Source organism: Micrococcus sp. KRD128 (genome assembly GCF_017168395.1).
GTDB lineage: Bacteria > Actinomycetota > Actinomycetes > Actinomycetales > Micrococcaceae > Micrococcus > Micrococcus luteus.
Window position 1 is genome coordinate 100,151 of record NZ_JABFAX010000015.1, and the last position, 16,709, is coordinate 116,859.

The window sequence follows — 16,709 nt, forward strand, 5'->3', positions numbered from 1 at the left end:
CGCCGTGCGCGCATGACGCGCACCACGAGCGAGTCGGACGTGTACGTCGAGATGGATCTGGACGGCACCGGCCGTGCTGAGATCTCCACCACCGTGCCGTTCTACGACCACATGCTCACCGCGCTGTCCCGGCACTCCCAGATCGATCTGACGGTCCGCGCCACCGGTGACACGCACATCGACGTGCACCACACGGTCGAGGACGTCGCCATCACCCTGGGCGAGGTGCTCAAGACCGCGCTCGGGGACAAGTCCGGCATCCGCCGCTTCGGCGAGGCGTCCGTGCCGCTGGACGAGGCGCTGGCGCGCGCCGTCGTCGACGTCTCCGGCCGGCCCTACCTCGTGCACGAGGGCGAGCCCGAGGGGCAGCAGTACCACCGCATCGGCGGGCACTTCACCGGTTCCATGACGCGCCACGTGTTCGAGTCGATCACGTACCACGCGGCGATCTGCCTCCACATGGACGTCGTGCGGGGCCGGGATCCGCACCACATCGTCGAGGCGCAGTTCAAGGCCTTCGCCCGCGCCCTGCGCGCCGCCGTCGAGGACGACCCCCGCATGACCGGCGTGCCCTCCACCAAGGGCGCCCTCTGATGGCCCGCCCCACCACCGTCCCCGGTGTGCGGCCGCGCGTCGCCGTCCTGGACTACGGCTCGGGCAACGTGCACTCGGCGCTGCGTGCCGTGGAGCGGGCCGGCGCAGAGGTCGAGCTCACGCGCGATCCGCAGGCCGTGCAGGAGGCCGACGGGCTGCTCGTGCCCGGCGTCGGGGCGTACGCGTCCGTGATGCGGGCACTGACCGAGGTCGGCGGCACCCGCTGGATCGGCCGCCGCGTGGCCGGGGGCCGACCCGTCCTCGGCATCTGCGTGGGCCACCAGATCCTCTTCGACGCCGGCGTCGAGCACGGCGAGCGCACCGCGGGCATGGGGGAGTGGCCGGGTGTCGTCGCCGAGCTGCCCGCCGAGGTCCTGCCCCACATGGGCTGGAACACCGTCCGGCCGCCCGAGGGCAGCGCCCTCTTCGCCGGCATCGAGGACGAGCGGTTCTACTTCGTCCACTCCTACGGCGTGCTCGAGTGGGAGTTCGACCAGACGATCTCCGCCATGCGTCCGCCCCAGGTCACCTGGGCACACCACGGCGCGGACTTCATCGCCGCCGTGGAGAACGGCCCCCTGTCCGCCACGCAGTTCCACCCTGAGAAGTCCGGGGATGCCGGGCTGCAGCTGCTGCGCAACTGGCTGGAGACCCTCTGATGCCCTACTGGTCCGTCCTGTACCTCGCCCTCGGCGGGCTGCTGCTCGGCGCCGCCTGGTCCATGCGCACGCAGAAGGCGCCGCTGTGGGCCATCGTGATCGTCCTCGTGCTGGCCGGCATGGCCATCGCCGCCTCCTTCCTGACCGTCGGCGCCTGATCGCGCCGGCCGCCCCACCCGAGAGGAACCCCATGACCCCGAACGCCCCCGCCCTCGAGCTGCTGCCCGCCGTCGACGTCCAGGACGGCCAGGCCGTCCGTCTCGTCCAGGGCGAGGCCGGCAGCGCCACCTCGTACGGGGACCCGGTGACCGCCGCCCTGGACTGGCAGCGCGCCGGCGCGGAGTGGATCCACCTCGTGGACCTGGACGCCGCCTTCGGCCGCGGTGACAACCGCGAGGTCATGCGCCGTGTGGTGGAGGAGATCGGCGTGAAGATCGAGCTGTCCGGCGGCATCCGCGACGACGCCTCGCTCGAGAACGCCCTCGAGATGGGCGCGGCGCGGGTGAACCTGGGCACCGCCGCCCTCGAGGACCCGGAGTGGACCGCGCGCGTCATCGAGCGCTTCGGCGACCGGGTGGCCGTGGGCCTCGACGTGCGCGGCACCACGCTCGCCGCCCGCGGCTGGACGAAGGAGGGCGGCGACCTCTGGGAGGTGCTGGACCGCCTCGAGGCCGCCGGCTGCGCCCGCTACGTGGTCACCGACGTCACGAAGGACGGCACGCTCAAGGGGCCGAACACGGAGCTGCTGGCCCAGGTCTGCGCGAAGACCGCGAAGCCGGTCGTCGCCTCGGGCGGCATCTCCTCCCTCGAGGACGTCGCCGCGCTCGCGGCCATGACCGGCCAGGGCGTCGAGGGCGCGATCATGGGCAAGGCGCTGTACGCCGGCCGCTTCAGCCTGGAGCAGGCGCTGGCCGTCGCCGGCGGCGCCACGGTGGAGCAGGCGCGCTCCGAGCAGCCCGGCCCGGTCGCCCCGTGACGGGCTCGCACGACGACGGCGGCCTGGCCCGCGGCGACGGGCTCGGCCCGATCGACGAGACGGTCGCCGTGCCGCACCCGGCGGCCCGGGAGCTGCCGGGGCACATCCGGGCCGCACTCGACCGCATGCGGGAGAAGACCGCGGGCGAGAACACCGCGGACACCGCGGGCATCCCGTGGCAGGGCCGCGACCTCTCCGGCCCCGGCGTGGACGGCTCCGCGAACCCGTTGCACGTGTTCGACGAGGACGACGGCACCAGCCCGGCCGAGTGGACCGCCGTCATGGCGGCCCTGACGGACGGCTCCGCCGGTGAGCGGGAGGTGACGGAGGTGCTCACGCGCATCCGCGTGTTCGCCGCCGTCGTGCCCACCCTCGCCGTGGACGAGGACGACGTCCACGACCACGCCGACCACACCGGTCACGAGCACGACGTCGCGGCGAACGGGGACAAGGCCGCGGACGTGGCCCTCGTGACCATGCGCGCGCCGGACGGCCGGCAGGCGCTGCCGGTGTTCACGAACGTGCCCGCGCTGACGGCGTGGAACCCGGTCGCCCGGCCCGTGGCCGTCTGGCTGCCGCGTGCCTGTCTGTCCGCCGTGGACGAGGGCTGTGAGCTCGTCGTCATCGACGCCGGCGCCGAGCACACGTACGTGGTGCGACGCCCGGCCGTGTGGTCGCTCGCCCAGCAGAAGGAGTGGACCCCCGCCTACCGGGACCAGGAGATCGCGGACGAGATCGCCCAGGTCGCCGACCTGGTCCCGAACCTGCTGAACCTGGGCCTCGCCCCCGGGTCGGGGGTGGCCACGCACACGGGCTCCGGCGCGGTGATGAACGGAGGCGGGGCCGGGCCCGAGCTGCAGATCGTCGCGATGCCCACCCGGGACGCCGACGCGGCCGGGGTGCGCCTGATGACGGCCACGCTCAGGACCCTCCTGGCGGACCTGCCGCTGCTGGCCGAGCGGGCCGACTCCGTGGAGATCACGGTCCGCCGACCCTGATCGGTCGCCCGGCGCGTCCGGTACCGTTGAGGGGGAGGGGAGGGCCCGTGGTGGCCCCACCCCATCCTTGGAGGCCGTGCGCCGCGCGCCGGCCCCATGCCTCCCATCCTCCGAGGAGTACCCATGAGAACCAGAACCTTGACCGGCGTCGCCACCGCGGCGCTGGGCGCGGTGGTGGTGGCCGGTGCCGGCCCCGCCCTCGCGCAGACCACGCTCACCCAGGGCTCGGCGATCACCGCGCCGGCCGGGGCGTGCAGCCTGACCATCGTCGACGAGGCCACCGCCTACACCGCGGCCCACTGCGGCGCGGGCCAGTGGCAGATCGGATCGACCGTCCGCGACGTCGACGGCGCAGCGATCGGCACCGTCTCGGCCCTGCCCGGCGATTCGGGCGTGGACGCGGTCCGCGTGGCCCTGGCCGACGACGTCGACGTCGTGGGCGACTGGTCCACGCGGCCGGCCTCATCCGTCGGTGTGGGCGAGACCGTCTACACCCATGGCTCGTCCGTGCCGCTGGGCGCGCCGAACACCGTGTCCCACACGCAGACGTTCGAGGCCGCCACGGTCTGCGACGACGCGTACGCGGATCAGGTCGCCCTGGACACCGCCTCGACCCACGCCGGCGACTCGGGCGGCGCCGTCTATGACGCCCAGCAGCGGGTGGTCGGGGTCATCTCGGGCATCGCCCCGGTGACCTTCGACGCCGAGGGCAACGTGGTGGGCTGCGACGCCCAGGCGATGTCCTCGATCATGGTCCCGGTCGAGTCCCTCGACGCGCTGGACGCCTCCGCGGCGCCCGCCGCCGAGACCGCCGAGACCGCCCCGGCGATCGCCGACGTCGCCGGCCCCGTGGCCGACGAGGACCTGCCCACCGGCGGCGAGCCTGCCGTGGACGAGTCGGAACTGACCGAGTTCACGCCGGCCGAGGAGGAGGCCATCGCGGCCGAGCTCAAGGCCCGCGCCGAGGCCGCCGCGGAGGAGGAGGCCGCCGAGGCGGCCCCCGCTGCTGAGGCCCCGGCCGCCGAGGCCGCCGCGCCGGGCGTGACCGACGTCGTGGCCGCGCCCGCCGAGGGTGTCGCCTACGGCACCCGGGTGGTCGCGCAGACGGATCAGGGCGGCTTCGCCTCCGTCACCGTCACGGCCTACGACGCGGACGGCACCGTCCTGGGCCAGGACGGCCTGGACCTCACCGGCGAGTACCGCGCCTGGCTGCCCGTGCCGGCCGAGGTGCCTGCGGGCGGCTCCGTGGTGGTCACCGTGGTCGACGCCGCCGGTGCCGCCACGGACGCCACCGTGACCCTGGACGGTCAGCTGGTCGGCTGATCGATTCCGCCCCGAACGGCACGACGAGGCCCGGTGATCCCGCACGGATCACCGGGCCTCGTCACGTCCCGGGGCCGGGGCGACCCCGGCCAGGTGGGGACGTGGTCAGCACATCCCCTCGAGCCGGCACCCCAGGCGGGAGAAGATCCGGGTGAGGGACTCCGCCTCGCCCGGGGCCAGGTCGCCGAGGAAGAGCTCGTCCGCCTGCCGGGCGTGCACGATCGCGGCGCGCCGGAAGGCGGACCGGCCCTCGTCGGTGAGCACGGCCTCGAAGCCCCGCCGGTCACAGGCCACCGGGCGGCGGTCGATCAGGCCGCGGGCCACGAGCGTCTTCACCTGGTAGGTGATGCGCGACGGGGAGAAGACCATCCGGGACGCCAGCTCTCCCAGCCGGAGCCGGCCCTCGGGGGACTCGTAGAGGAGCAGCAGCAGGTTGTAGTCGGCCAGCGACATGCCGCAGTCCTGTTTGAGTCGGCGCTCCAGTACCTCCGTGAGCATCTGGGTGGCCTCGAAGTAGGCGCGCCAGGCGCGCTTGGGCAGGTCCACCGGGCGGTGCGCCTCCGAGGCGGAGCCGAACCAGCCGCCGTCGGGCTCCGTCGGCGCCGCCGCGTCCGGAGTGGCGGGCTCAGGGGCCGGGGTTGAGGAGCTGCTCAAAGGGGGTCACCTCCAGGTCGAGGTCCGCGGGCGCGGCGGCGCGTGCCCGCGGGGGGCGGTTCAGGGTGATCTCGGCCAGGTCGCGTCCGGCGGCCCGGATGCGGGACTGCAGCGGGTCGGTCCGCATCGATTCCTGCACGCCGGCCGCCTCGCCCCAGTCGTCCGAGGCCGCGAAGACCGCGGTCGGCACGATGCGGGCCTTGAGGTAGGCGAACAGCGGCCGCATGGCGGTGTCGATCATGAGCGAATGGCGGGCGGTGCCGCCGGTGGCGCCGAGGAGCACGGGCACCCCGACGACGGACGTGGGCTCCGCGAGGTCCCAGAAGGACTTGAACAGGCCCGAGTAGGAGGCCTTGTACGTGGGCGAGACCGCGATGACGGCGTCGGCCTGGGCGACCTCGTCCAGGGCGGCGCGCAGGGCCGGGGAGATCGCGAAGGTCACCAGGGCCTGCGCGATGTCCGTGGCGAGCTCCCGAAGCGTGATCAGGTGGATCTGTGGGACCACGCCGTGCTCGGAGAGCGCCGCCGAGGCGGACTCGGCCATGCGTTCGGCGAGCATGCGGGTCTGGGACGGGTCCCCGGACCCGCCGGAGACCACGGCGAGGTGCCGGGCCTGCGGCGTGAACGGGGCGGAGGCATCGGGGGCGCCGGGGGTGGTCACTTCGCGGCACCGCCCTTCGCGGCATCGGCGGTGGCGCGCTGCTCGGCGCCCGCCGCGCGGTCGAGCTGGGCCGGCGATCCCTCCTTGCCGCCGGGCACGGGGGCCTCGCCGCGGCGGGCGCGCGCCACGAGGAACTCGTGGGTCGGGGCCGCCGGGACGTCGTCCGGCTTCAGAGCGTCGAATTCCTTGCGCAGCACGGGCAGGACCTCCTCACCGAAGAGGTCGATCTGCCGGAGGACGGTGTCCGTGGGCAGGCCGGCGTGGTCGATGAGGAACATCTGGCGCTGGTAGTCGCCCACCCAGTCGCGGAAGGTGAGCGTGCGCTCGATGACCTGCTGCGGCGAGCCGACCGTCAGGGGCGTCATCGTCGTGAAGTCCTCGAGGGACGGGCCGTGGCCGTAGACCGGCGCGTTGTCGAAGTAGGGGCGGAACTCCGCCACGGCGTCCTGCGAGTTCTTCGCCATGTAGGCCTGGCCGCCCAGGGCCACGTACGCCTGATGGGCCTTGCCGTGGCCGTAGTACTCGTAGCGCTGGCGGTACAGGCGCACCATCTGGATGACGTGCTCCTTGTTCCAGAAGATGTTGTTGTGGAAGTAGCCGTCGCCGTAGTAGGCGGCCTGCTCGGCGATCTCGGGGGAGCGGATGGAGCCGTGCCACACGAAGGGGGCGACGCCGTCCAGGGGCTGCGGGGTGAGGGTGAAGTCCTGCAGCGGGGTGCGGTGATTGCCGCTCCAGTCCACGGTCTCCTCGTGCCACAGGCGGTAGAGGAGGTTGTAGTTCTCCACGGCGAGCTGGATGCCCTGGCGGATGTCCTTGCCGAACCACGGGTACACGGGGCCGGTGTTGCCGCGGCCCATCGTCAGGTCCACACGGCCGTCGGCGAGGTGCTGCAGGTACGCGTAGTCCTCGGCCAGACGCACCGGGTCCATGGTGGTGATCAGGGTCGTCGCCGTGGAGAGCTGGAGGGTCTCGGTCTGCGCGGCCAGGTAGGCCAGCAGCGTGGGCGGGTTGCCCGGGGCCACGAAGGGCGGGTTGTGGTGCTGGCCGGTCGCGAACACCTCGAAGCCCGCCTGCTCGGCGTGGCGGGCGATCTTGACGGTGTCCTTGATCCGCTGATGCTCGGTGGGGGCGGTCCCGTTCGTCGGATCGGTGGTGATGTCGCCGATCGTGAAGACGCCGAACTGCATGGTGTGCTCCTCAGTGTGCCCGGGGGCGGGTCTCACGGTGCCGGCCGCGCCGTCGCCGTGTTCTTCAAAAATGAACTATACCGCACAACGAGCCGCCCCGTCCTGAATATTCCGCCGGGTCAGACACGGCAGACTGGTCCCATGAGCCCCGCCTTCGACGCCGGCCGCCTCGCCCACACGGACGTCCTCATCCTGCAGCAGGTGACGAGTTTCCTGTCCAACGACATCCAGGTGACGGACCCGGACGGGCGCACCGTCGTCTCGGTGGTCACCACGGGCGGGGGACTGGGTCGGATGCTGATGGGAAACCGCAGCTTCGACGTGGTCGACGGTGACGACGGCCGCGTGCTCTTCCGCCTCGCCGACCCGGCCACGTTCGGCCGCGACCGCTTCGCGATCCTGGACGCCGACGGGCTGCCCCTGGCCCACCTCGTCCGCCAGTTCGCGTTCCTGCGGACGTCCGTGGACGTCGAGGTCGTGGACGGCACGTGCTTCGCGGTGACCGGCGACCTGTGGGACCACGACTACGCCATGACCGTGGGCCAGCAGCCGATCGCCCGCGTGACCGCGCGGTTCGGAGGGGTCATGAACGCCCTGGCCGGGCGCTCGCGGTACGAGATGCGCCTGGACCCCGGCATGCCGCCCGTGGTGCGCTGCGCCGTGCTCGGCACGGCCATCGCACTCGACCTGATCCGGGCCAAGGACCGGCGCAGCAACAGCTGAGTCCGCCGAGCGCGCGGCTGTCTCGGCGGCGCCTCCGGGGCGTGCCTTGACGTCTCCCATAGGATTCGACGGTGGACTTCGGAGCGTACGGACGGCTGTTGCAGGACCCTCGGATCCGCCATCTGCTGGCGGTGGGGTTCATCGCCCGCTTCCCGCACACCGCGGCCGGGGTGATCCTCACCCTCCACGTGGCGCTCACGCTGGGCCTGGGCTACGGCCAGGCCGGCCTGGCCGGGGCGGCGATGACGCTGGGCATCGCGGTGGGCTCGCCGTGGCGGGGCCGCGTGGTGGACGCGAAGGGGCTGCGCCGTGCACTGCTGCCCTCCGTGATCGCGGAGGCGGTGATCTGGCCGATCGTCCCGTGGCTGCCGTTCTGGCCGATGCTCCTGGCCGTGTTCCTGGGCGGCGTGTTCTCGCTGCCGATCTTCTCCGTGGTCCGGCAGGGACTCGGCGTGCTCACCCACGGCAAGGACCGGCAGACGGCCTTCGCCCTGGACTCCATCGTCACGGAGACGATCTTCATGATGGGCCCGGCGCTGGGCGCCGTCGTCGCGGCCACGTGGTCGAGTGCCCTCGGCCTGACCATCGTGGGCCTGTCCAGCGCGCTGGGCGGCATCCTGCTGATGTGGTTCAACCCGCCCACGCGGTCGAGCCAGCTGGCCGTCGTCGGGCCGGCGACCGAGGACCCGTACACCGAGGAGCAGGACCGTCAGGAGGCGATCGCCCAGGCGGTGACCGCCGCGCCCATGCACGTGGAGATGGCCGCCCCCAGTCTGGCCACCGGCGCGCTGCCCGCGATCACCGAGGCCATCCCGATCGTCACCGGGGCGCTGCCGGTGATCGCGGCGGACGGCTCCGGGCCGACGACGGCGCCGCGCCAGGCCCGGGCCGAGCGGCTGCGGCAGTGGCGGCGGACCCACTTCTCCTGGATCGGGTCGGAGGTGCTCGGCGTGCTCGTGGTGTCGATGGCGGCCGGGATCGTCATGGTCGGCACCGAGGTCTCGATGGTGGCCGAGCTGGAGTCCCAGGGTGCCGCGGCGTCGGTGGGCCTGGTGTATGCGTTCTGGTGCGGCGCCTCCGCCGTGGGCGGGCTGTTCTATGGGGCCTGGGGCCGCCAGGTGCACCCGTACCGGCTGATGGCGCTGTTCGCCGTGGCGACGGTGCCGCTCGCGCTCGTGGACGGGGTGTGGGCGCTCGCACTGGCCTCGATCCCCTCCGGCCTGCTGACGGCGCCGACCCTGGCCTCGGCCTCGTCCCGGCTCTCGCATCTCGTGGTGGAGGAGCGGCGCGGCGAGGCGATGGGCTTCTACGGCTCGGCCATGACCGCGGGCGCCGCGATGGGCGCCCCGCTGGCCGGCGTGTTCATCGACGGCGTCGCCCCGTCCGCGGGCTACGCGTTCGCGGCGGCCGCGGGCTTCGTGCTCGTGCTGCTGGCCGCGCTGGCGACGGTGGCGCGCGGGCGGCGCTCCGCCTGAGCCGGGCCTGCTCCGCGGCTCAGGCCAGGAGCTCGTGGATGCGGCGGACCAGCACGGCGGTGAGGTCCGCGTCGAAGTCCGCGGTGGAGGAGTCCATGAACAGGTGCCGGTCCGTGTCGTACTCGAAGAGGTCGGCGGGGCGGTCCGGGTGCTCGTCGGTGGCCGCGTAGGAGCGGGCGGTCTCGAGGTCGCCCTCGAGGGCCCAGGGGTCGCGGGTGCCGAGGTGGATCTGCAGGGCGGTGTGGGGCTGCCAGAGCGGGGCGTAGGCGTCGAGGGGCAGGGCGCCGGCCATGGCGATGCACGCGCGGAAGCCGGGGACCACCTGGGCGGCGCGCCAGGCGGGCATCACGCCCAGGCTGATGCCCGCGACGACGGAGGCCTCCTTGTGCTGGGCACACGCCCGCATGCCGCGCTGGCCGATCTCCTCGAAGCCGATCTGCTCGGCGTGGGAGACACCCTCGTCCACGGTGGCGAAGGTGCGGCCGTCGTAGAGGTCAGAGGTGTGGACCGTGTGACCGCCGCTGGCGATCTGGTCGGCGAGCGCACGCACGCCGTCCGTGAGACCGAGGGCGTGGTGGAAGAGGATGATCTGGGCCATGGGTCAGAGCGTAGACCGCGGTGGGCGGCCGCCCCAGAGTGCGGGTGGGTGACCGGGGGCGAAGAAGTGAGGTGACTGCATCTGTCATGGTCAGCAGGTTGGCGCTCATCGCGACAGAGCGGAGAGAGTGATGCCGCTGAAGCGCTGGGTACCGCTGGCCCTGGTGGGTTTTGTCGTTCTGGCGTGATGGGTCAACTGGCCGGGCCATTCAGGGCGCGGGCCGTGGGGGAGCGCTGTGTCGACTCTGCTGGTCGCAGGGGCGCTCGTCGCGTGTATCGCAAGCGCAGCGCTTGCCGGTCGGTGCCGGCTGCGATGGTCGCCCTGGTCTTTTCGGCGACCGCCCTGGCGGGGTCTCTCATGACGCAGGCGCCGAGTTCGGTGCCCTGGGTTCTCGTTGCAGCACTCCTTCCGGTACGTGCTCTGCTGGGTGGGGACGGGGCCGCTCGAGGCATGAGCGGGCAGCGGCCTCCTCGCTCCATCCGTCCTGCGACCTTCAGGACGTCATCGCCGGACGATGCCGCAGCCGATAGGTCGCCGTCCCCTTCGGAGGCACGGCGACGAAGGGGTACCATGTCCGACTGCTCCCGGCCCACTCGCCCGCGGCGTCCACGTTCGACGGAGAACGCCTCACGGAGTGGGCGTCGGAGCTGAGTCCACCGTTCCGCGGCGGTGACACGGGCATCGCCGACAGTGCGGTCACGCCGAAGCGGGAAACGCGAGCTGGCAGGGCATCCCGGGTTCGGGGACGGCGGGACTGATGTGCACGGCCCGGCCCGGCAGGGGCTCGACCTCGGTCAGCCGGGGCCAGATGAGCCGGTGCTCGGCGTTCGTCCCGGCCGGCACGAAGAAGCGGTGGGGCAGGTGCAGCAGCAGCCGGCCCGTCGCCAGCTCGCGGCCGCCGAACACCGCCAGACGCAGCCCGGTGGCCGCCGGACGGCCGAGCCAGTCGTGCACCTCCTCCTCGACCGTGCGGTAGGTGTCCCCGACGCGCAGGCCGGACCACGCGTTCCAGCCCGTGACCACGGCCGTGCCGCCGGCGGCCGCGAGCTCGCGCAGGCGGGCCAGGACGGCCTCTCCGGTTCCCTCGGAGTCCGGGGTCAGCACCGGCACCCCGGACCGTGCGGCCGCCGCGGCCTCCCCGGTGCCGTCCAGCACGGCCACCGGCCCGCCGCTGCGCATCGCCACCTCGACGACGGCGGCCAGCGTCTCCGCGCGACCCCCCGCGGCCTCGACGATCCACGCGGTGCGTCCCTCTGCGCCGGTCGGCCACCGCCAGGGACGGTGCCGGCCGTGGGCCGCGTCGTCGAGCAGGGCCAGGGCCGTGGCCTCGGCCCGGCGACCGCGGTCCGGCACCCAGCGCTCCGGCAGGGCGGGGGTGACCACGGGCGGGGGTGTCGGCCAGTCACCCGCAGCGTAGTTCTCCACCAGGACCGCGACGACGGCCTCCCAGGGGGCGATGGCCGGGGCGGCCGCGGCCTCGCCCAGCCGCCGCCACACGGGCGTGCCACCGTCGACCGTCCATTGGGACGCGCGGAACGAGACCGTCGGGCGCCCCGCCGTCGAGAGGATCGCGGAGCCGGGGCGACGCGGGTCGAGCCGGGCCGCGGCGGCCGTGCCTACCAGGTCCCACGACTCCTGCTCCGTCGCGGTGCGCAGGGCAATCGTGCTGCCCAGGTTCGAGCGCAGGTCCGAGCCCACCGCACCCGTGGCCCGCTGCGTGGCCAGGATGAGGTGGAAGCCGAGGGAACGGCCCGTGGCGGCCAGACGCTGCAGGACGGCGGCCGCGTCCGGGTGGTCGTCCACGAGCACGCGCAGTTCGTCGATCGCCACGACGAGCCGAGGCAGCGCCGCGTCCGGATGGCGGCGGCGGAAGCCGGGATAGTCGCTGACCCCGGCCTGCGCGAAGAGGGCCTCGCGGCGATGCAGCTCCGCCCGAATGGCGCTCAGCGCCCGCAACGAGGCCGTTCCCACGTGGTTGGTCTCCAGGCTCATCGTGTGGGGGAGCGCACCCAGCGGACCGAACGACGCGCCGCCCTTGAAGTCCAGCAGCAGGAACGCGACCTCGGCCGGCGGGTGGTGCGCCGCGGCCCCCAGCAGCAGGGACAGCAGGAGATCCGACTTCCCGGATCCCGTGGTGCCCGCGATGAGCAGGTGCGGACCGTCGGCGGCCAGGTCCATCTCGACGACGCGCGTCTCGTCGCCGCCCCCGGCGAGGGTCACGGTGAGCCCGTCGACGGCATCACGGGTGCCCACCTGCCCCGGTGGTGTGAGCGTGCCGTCCCCGTCGTCGGTGGGCAGCAGGCCGAGGTCCACGACGTCGTCGGCCAGCTCGGTCAGCCAGGCGACCAGAGTGCCGTCGGCGAGGCCGTCGGCGGCCACGTCCTCGAAGCGCTGCTGTTCGGCCGGGACCACGACGGTGCACCCGCGCAGATCGACGACGGCGTCCCCCGGCGCAGGCGGCGGCCCAGTGAAGTCGTACCGCGTCCAGGGCAGATCCGTCCGGGCCGTGGCCATCGTCCCCGCGTCGTCGCCGATGGCGGCCCGCCACGCTCGCCACGCCGGATCCAATGCCGCGTCCTCAGGGGCCGTCACCAGCAGCTGCGGGCCGGACCCGCCCGACCACCAGGTGCGGCGGACCCCACCGGCCTCCACGACGAACGCGCCATCGGCCGCCACCGCGTGCCGCAGGAGCTGGAACACCGCCCACCGGCAAACCCCGGCCACATCGCGCGGTGGCCCGGCCACGACGGCGCGCGACTCCGGCGGTGACGTCGTCATCACGGTGCGCCGCGACGTGACGGCCTCCACCCATGCTTCGTCCGGGTCGTCCCGCGACAGGGACAGCGCCCCGACGCCGGAACCCCACGAGACCGCCACGGCCTCGTCGGCGCCCGCCGTCAGCCCGAAGCGGTCCGTCGCGCCGGAGCGGACGGCGCGGGCCACCGCACCGGGGCTCAATGCCGCCCGAGCCCGCCGGCGCACGACCGTGTCCGCGCGGGCGGCGAGCAGCCGCGCATGCCGCAGCCGGGCGCGGCGCTGCATCGCCAGCATGACCAGCGCCACCGTCACGGACAGCACGCCGAACAGCAGGAACATCGGGTTGCCCATCATCAGGACCAGGGCGACCCCGAGCACCAGCGGGCCCAGGGCCGCCACCAGCGGGATCACGACGGACTGCCGGGCCGGTGCGGACCCGAGGTCGACGGCGGGCGGCTCCGGCACGATCGGCCGCGGCAGGGCAGCCCCGGGCCCGCGGACCAGACCCAGGGCGGTCCGGCCCACCGGGAGCGGGCTCCGGCCGCCCCATCGCGGCCGGCGTCGGGTCCATGCTCGGTGACCACCGCGAGCTCCGGCCCCCGGGCCGGTGCACGCCCGGCCCGTTCCGCGTACGTCACGCTGCGCGGCCCGGCAGCGCACCGGCGCAGCGACCGGGCGGGAAAACGTTCCCGCACCGCCCGGTCCTGCTCGTCCGCGTCGGCGGGGAAGTGCTCCACCCGCCAGGTCTCGGGAGCGGCCCCGCCCAGGATCCGCACGCTCCAGGCCATCCCCGCCCCTCCCTCCTGAGACCGGCGACCGGCCCGTCCGGCCGCCTGGGGACGACCCTGCCACGGCCTGATGGCGGTTCGGGCGGGCTGTGGACAACTGTCCGTCGGACGGGTCCGCCGCCACGTTGTCCACAGTCGTGGTGTCCTGGACCACACGCATCGACGGAACGGGGTATCTTCCTGATCGAGACGTGTGCGGCGCTGGGGATGGCGCCGAATAGGGCACAGGAGGGACACATGGATGCGGTGCGCATTCTCGAGGACGAGATCCGGGAGATCGTCCGGCGGCAGGGCATCGACCCGCAGCGTGAGCACGCCCGGGTCCTGACGCTCATCCAGGACGCGGCCGCGGACTACGAGTCCCGCGCGATGGTCAGCTCGCTGCCGGACCTGGAGGATCCCGTGGCGGCGCGGCAGGACCTGTTCGACCGCATCGCGGGCCTCGGGCCGCTCCAGCGGCTCATGGACGATCCCTCCGTGGAGGAGATCTGGCTGAACGCGCCGGACGCCGTCTACTGCGCGCGGTCCGGCCGCTCCGAGCTGACGGGCATCGTCCTGACCGAGGAGGAGGTGCAGGACCTCGTCGAAGTCATGCTGAAGTCCTCGGGCCGGCGGCTGGACCTGTCGATGCCGTTCGTCGACGCGGCCCTGCCGGACGGCTCGCGCCTGCACGTGGCCATCCCAGACATCACGCGGCGGCACTGGGCCGTGAACATCCGGAAGTTCATCGCCCGGGCGCGCCGGCTGGACGACCTCGTCCGGGGCGGTTCCCTCACGCCGACGGCGGCCCGCTTCCTGGACGCGGCCGTGGACGCGGGCATGAACATCCTCGTCAGCGGGGCCACCCAGGCGGGCAAGACCACCCTGCTCAACTGCCTGGCCTCGGCCATCGGCCCGCGGGAGCGGGTGATCACCGTGGAGGAGATCTTCGAGCTGCAGATCCCGGTGCGCGACGTCGTAGGGCTGCAGTGCCGCCAGCCGAACCTGGAGGGCCACGGCGAGATCCCGCTGCGCCGCCTCGTCAAGGAGGCGCTGCGGATGCGCCCGGACCGCCTGATCGTCGGCGAGGTGCGCGAGGCCGAGGCACTGGACATGCTCGTCGCGCTGAACTCCGGCCTGGCCGGCATGTGCACGATCCACGCGAACTCGGCTGCGGACGCGCTCACGAAGCTCTGCACGCTGCCCCTGCTGGCAGGGGAGAACATCTCCCGGGACTTCGTCGTCCCGACGGTCGCCACGTGCATCGACGTCGTCGTGCACTGCGAGCGCGACCGTCAGGGCCGCCGGCGGGTGCGGGAGATCCTCACCGTCGGCTCACGGGTGGAGGGCGGGGTCATCGAGACGTCGGCGCTCTTCCAGCGCGACACCGAAGGCGACCTGCGCCTCAACGAGGGTGCGAACCTCGAGTTCGAGGCGCTCGCCCGTCGAGGCGTGGACGTCCACGAGCTGGTGGGGCTGCGCTGATGGCCGCGCTGCTGGGGCTCGCGCTCGGCTGCGGCCTGTTCCTGCTGTGGTGGTCCCTCTGGTCCCCTCCCACGGAGAGACCCGAGGCTGCCCGCACCGACTCGCGCCTGCGTGTGCTGATCGCCCAGTCCGGCATCCAGCGCCTCAGCCCGGCCGGCGTCGTGTCCGCCATGGCCGTCGGCGGTCTCGTGGTCGGGCTGATCGTCCTCTCGCTGACCGGAACGTGGACCATCGCCGCGTGCTTCGCCGTCTTCGGGGCGGCCGTGCCCTGGCTGCTGCTGTCCTGGCAGGCCCGTCGACGGTCCACGGCACTGCGCGAGCTGTGGCCGGACGCGATCGACCACGCCCGGTCGGCCATCCGCGCGGGCCTGACTCTCCCGGAGGCGCTCATCCAGCTCGGGGAGACCGGGCCGGAGGGGCTGCGCGAGCCGTTCCAGCACTTCGCCCGGGACTACCGGGCCGGAGCCCGCTTCGTGGACGCTCTGGACCGGCTCAAGGCCCGGATGGCCGACCCCGTCGCGGACCGCCTGGTGGTCTCTTTGCGCCTGACCCGCGAGGTCGGCGGCGCCGACATCGGCCGTCTGCTGCAGACCCTCTCCGAGTTCCTCCGGCAGGACGCCCGCATCCGTGCCGAGCTCGAGGCCCGGCAGTCGTGGACCGTGAACGCGGCCCGGTTGGCGGTGTGCGCCCCGTGGCTCGTGCTCCTGCTGCTGGGGACCCAGCCCGCCGCGGTCGCGGCCTACCGGTCCGCCGCCGGCGGGGCCGTGCTCCTCGCGGGCATGGTGGCCTCCGTCGTCTGCTACCGCGTCATGCTCCGCATCGGCGCGCTGCCCCGGGAGAAGCGGGTGTTCGCATGACGTCCGCGCTGATCTGGGCCGCGCTCTTGGGCCTCACCCTCGGGGCGGGACTGCTCCTCATCCTGGTCACCCAGCCGGTGGGCTGGCGCCCCAGCCTCGAGCAACGGGTCGAACCGCAGCTGCGCCACCACATCCCGGCCTCCCGCCTCCTCGAGGAGGAACGTGCGGGCGCCTCGCCCTGGGGAGCGTGGGGACGCATCCTCGATCCCGTGGTGCAGGCCGGGGTCGGCTGGGTCCAGCGCATCTCCCCGGGCGGGGTGGCGCTCGACCGCAAGCTGGCCGCCGCGGGGCTCGCGGTCACGTCGACGGACTTCCGCGCCCAGCAGGTCCTGAGCGCGGCCGCGGGGGCTGCCGTGGCGGCCGTCCTCGCGCTCAGCCTCACCGTCACGGGCCGCGTGCCGGTGATCACGGGGGTCGCCCTGGTGATCGCCGGCGGCATGGCCGGGTTCCTGCTCCGAGACCAGCTGCTCTCCCTGCGGGCGCGACGGCGGCGCGAGGCCATCCTCTCCGAGTTCCCGTCCGTGGCCGAGCTGTTCGCCCTCTCGGTGGGAGCGGGGGAGAGCGCCGCTGGAGCGCTCGAGCGCATCGCGGGGACGGCGCGCGGGGAGCTGGCCGGCGAGTTCCGCGTCACGCTCGCCGACATGCGTGCCGGGGCGTCGCTGTCCGCGGCGCTCAAGGCCATGGGACGGCGCGTGCAGCTGGCCCCCGTCGAACGGTTCATCGGGGGCGTGCTCATCGCGCTGGACCGCGGCACACCCCTCGCCGACGTCCTGCGCGCGCAGGCCCAGGACGTGCGTGAGATGGGTCGCCGCGAGCTCATGGAGGCCGCCGGCCGGAAGGAGATCCAGATGATGGTGCCCCTCGTGTTCGGCATCCTCCCGCTCACGGTGATCTTCGCCGTCTTCCCCGGCATCTCCCTGATGCGCCTGGGGTTCTGAAGACCCACAACTGAATAGTCCATCCGTCCACCCACCATCACCATCCACTCCGGCCGC

At 73.6% G+C, this 16,709-nt stretch carries 16 protein-coding genes; 11 read left to right on the plus strand and 5 right to left on the minus strand.

The features are described from left to right. Positions 1-12: 12 nt before the first annotated feature. From hisB to J1M44_RS06690, 6 genes are all read left to right on the plus strand, one after another. On the plus strand, positions 13-594 hold the full coding sequence (hisB, locus tag J1M44_RS06665) for an imidazoleglycerol-phosphate dehydratase HisB (protein ID WP_169577989.1): 582 nt from the start codon (positions 13-15) through the stop codon (positions 592-594). After that, positions 594-1,253, plus strand: a complete 660-nt coding sequence (gene hisH, locus J1M44_RS06670; protein ID WP_004167703.1) for an imidazole glycerol phosphate synthase subunit HisH — start codon at positions 594-596, stop codon at positions 1,251-1,253. The genes hisB and hisH overlap by 1 nt, the downstream gene beginning before the upstream one ends. Next, positions 1,253-1,411 carry a hypothetical protein gene (locus J1M44_RS06675; RefSeq protein ID WP_004167696.1) on the plus strand — a complete coding sequence of 53 codons (159 nt, stop codon included), beginning with the start codon at positions 1,253-1,255 and terminating at the stop codon, positions 1,409-1,411. The genes hisH and J1M44_RS06675 overlap by 1 nt, the downstream gene beginning before the upstream one ends. Before the next feature lie 32 nt (positions 1,412-1,443). After that, positions 1,444-2,229 carry a bifunctional 1-(5-phosphoribosyl)-5-((5-phosphoribosylamino)methylideneamino)imidazole-4-carboxamide isomerase/phosphoribosylanthranilate isomerase PriA gene (priA, locus tag J1M44_RS06680; RefSeq protein WP_004167694.1) on the plus strand — a complete coding sequence of 262 codons (786 nt, stop codon included), beginning with the start codon at positions 1,444-1,446 and terminating at the stop codon, positions 2,227-2,229. Continuing rightward, the gene (locus tag J1M44_RS06685) at positions 2,226-3,227 is read left to right on the plus strand and encodes an SseB family protein (protein ID WP_206480784.1); all 1,002 of its coding nucleotides are present in this window, start codon (positions 2,226-2,228) and stop codon (positions 3,225-3,227) included. Before priA ends, J1M44_RS06685 begins: the two co-directional genes overlap by 4 nt. Positions 3,228-3,350: 123 nt before the next feature. Next, on the plus strand, positions 3,351-4,550 hold the full coding sequence (locus J1M44_RS06690) for a trypsin-like serine protease (RefSeq protein ID WP_241252867.1): 1,200 nt from the start codon (positions 3,351-3,353) through the stop codon (positions 4,548-4,550). 105 nt (positions 4,551-4,655) lie between these two features. Here the strand turns inward: J1M44_RS06690 and J1M44_RS06695 are convergent, their stop codons facing one another. From J1M44_RS06695 to J1M44_RS06705, 3 genes are read right to left on the minus strand one after another with little or no spacing between them, the layout of a single operon-like run. Next, positions 4,656-5,204 carry a MarR family winged helix-turn-helix transcriptional regulator gene (locus J1M44_RS06695; protein ID WP_239668477.1) on the minus strand — a complete coding sequence of 183 codons (549 nt, stop codon included), beginning with the start codon at positions 5,202-5,204 and terminating at the stop codon, positions 4,656-4,658. Beyond that, entirely contained in the window at positions 5,176-5,865 is a 690-nt protein-coding gene (locus tag J1M44_RS06700) for a CE1759 family FMN reductase (RefSeq protein ID WP_206480785.1), read from the minus strand. The genes J1M44_RS06695 and J1M44_RS06700 overlap by 29 nt, the downstream gene beginning before the upstream one ends. Continuing rightward, positions 5,862-7,052: an LLM class flavin-dependent oxidoreductase gene (locus tag J1M44_RS06705; protein WP_206480786.1), complete on the minus strand. Its 1,191-nt coding sequence runs from the start codon at positions 7,050-7,052 to the stop codon at positions 5,862-5,864. Before J1M44_RS06705 ends, J1M44_RS06700 begins: the two co-directional genes overlap by 4 nt. A gap of 141 nt (positions 7,053-7,193) precedes the next feature. Between J1M44_RS06705 and J1M44_RS06710 the strand changes: the two genes are divergently transcribed. Beyond that, complete coding sequence (locus tag J1M44_RS06710) at positions 7,194-7,775, plus strand: LURP-one-related/scramblase family protein (protein ID WP_206480787.1); 582 nt, start codon at positions 7,194-7,196, stop codon at positions 7,773-7,775. Between the two features lie 71 nt (positions 7,776-7,846). After that, positions 7,847-9,250, plus strand: a complete 1,404-nt coding sequence (locus J1M44_RS06715) for an MFS transporter (RefSeq protein WP_206480788.1) — start codon at positions 7,847-7,849, stop codon at positions 9,248-9,250. Positions 9,251-9,269: 19 nt separating this feature from the next. Here the strand turns inward: J1M44_RS06715 and J1M44_RS06720 are convergent, their stop codons facing one another. Together J1M44_RS06720 and J1M44_RS11940 are read right to left on the minus strand one after the other, a co-directional pair. Then, complete coding sequence (locus J1M44_RS06720) at positions 9,270-9,848, minus strand: dienelactone hydrolase family protein (protein ID WP_206480789.1); 579 nt, start codon at positions 9,846-9,848, stop codon at positions 9,270-9,272. 696 nt (positions 9,849-10,544) lie between these two features. Further along, complete coding sequence (locus J1M44_RS11940) at positions 10,545-13,070, minus strand: FtsK/SpoIIIE domain-containing protein (RefSeq protein WP_342356576.1); 2,526 nt, start codon at positions 13,068-13,070, stop codon at positions 10,545-10,547. A 560-nt stretch (positions 13,071-13,630) separates the two neighbouring features. Between J1M44_RS11940 and J1M44_RS06730 the strand changes: the two genes are divergently transcribed. The 3 genes from J1M44_RS06730 to J1M44_RS06740 are packed head-to-tail and all read left to right on the plus strand — an operon-like array spanning position 13,631 to position 16,652. Further along, positions 13,631-14,857: a CpaF family protein gene (locus J1M44_RS06730; RefSeq protein WP_004167684.1), complete on the plus strand. Its 1,227-nt coding sequence runs from the start codon at positions 13,631-13,633 to the stop codon at positions 14,855-14,857. After that, on the plus strand, positions 14,857-15,714 hold the full coding sequence (locus J1M44_RS06735; protein WP_004167683.1) for a type II secretion system F family protein: 858 nt from the start codon (positions 14,857-14,859) through the stop codon (positions 15,712-15,714). The genes J1M44_RS06730 and J1M44_RS06735 overlap by 1 nt, the downstream gene beginning before the upstream one ends. Beyond that, the gene (locus J1M44_RS06740) at positions 15,711-16,652 is read left to right on the plus strand and encodes a type II secretion system F family protein (protein ID WP_004167682.1); all 942 of its coding nucleotides are present in this window, start codon (positions 15,711-15,713) and stop codon (positions 16,650-16,652) included. Before J1M44_RS06735 ends, J1M44_RS06740 begins: the two co-directional genes overlap by 4 nt. The last annotated feature ends 57 nt before the right edge of the window (positions 16,653-16,709 follow it).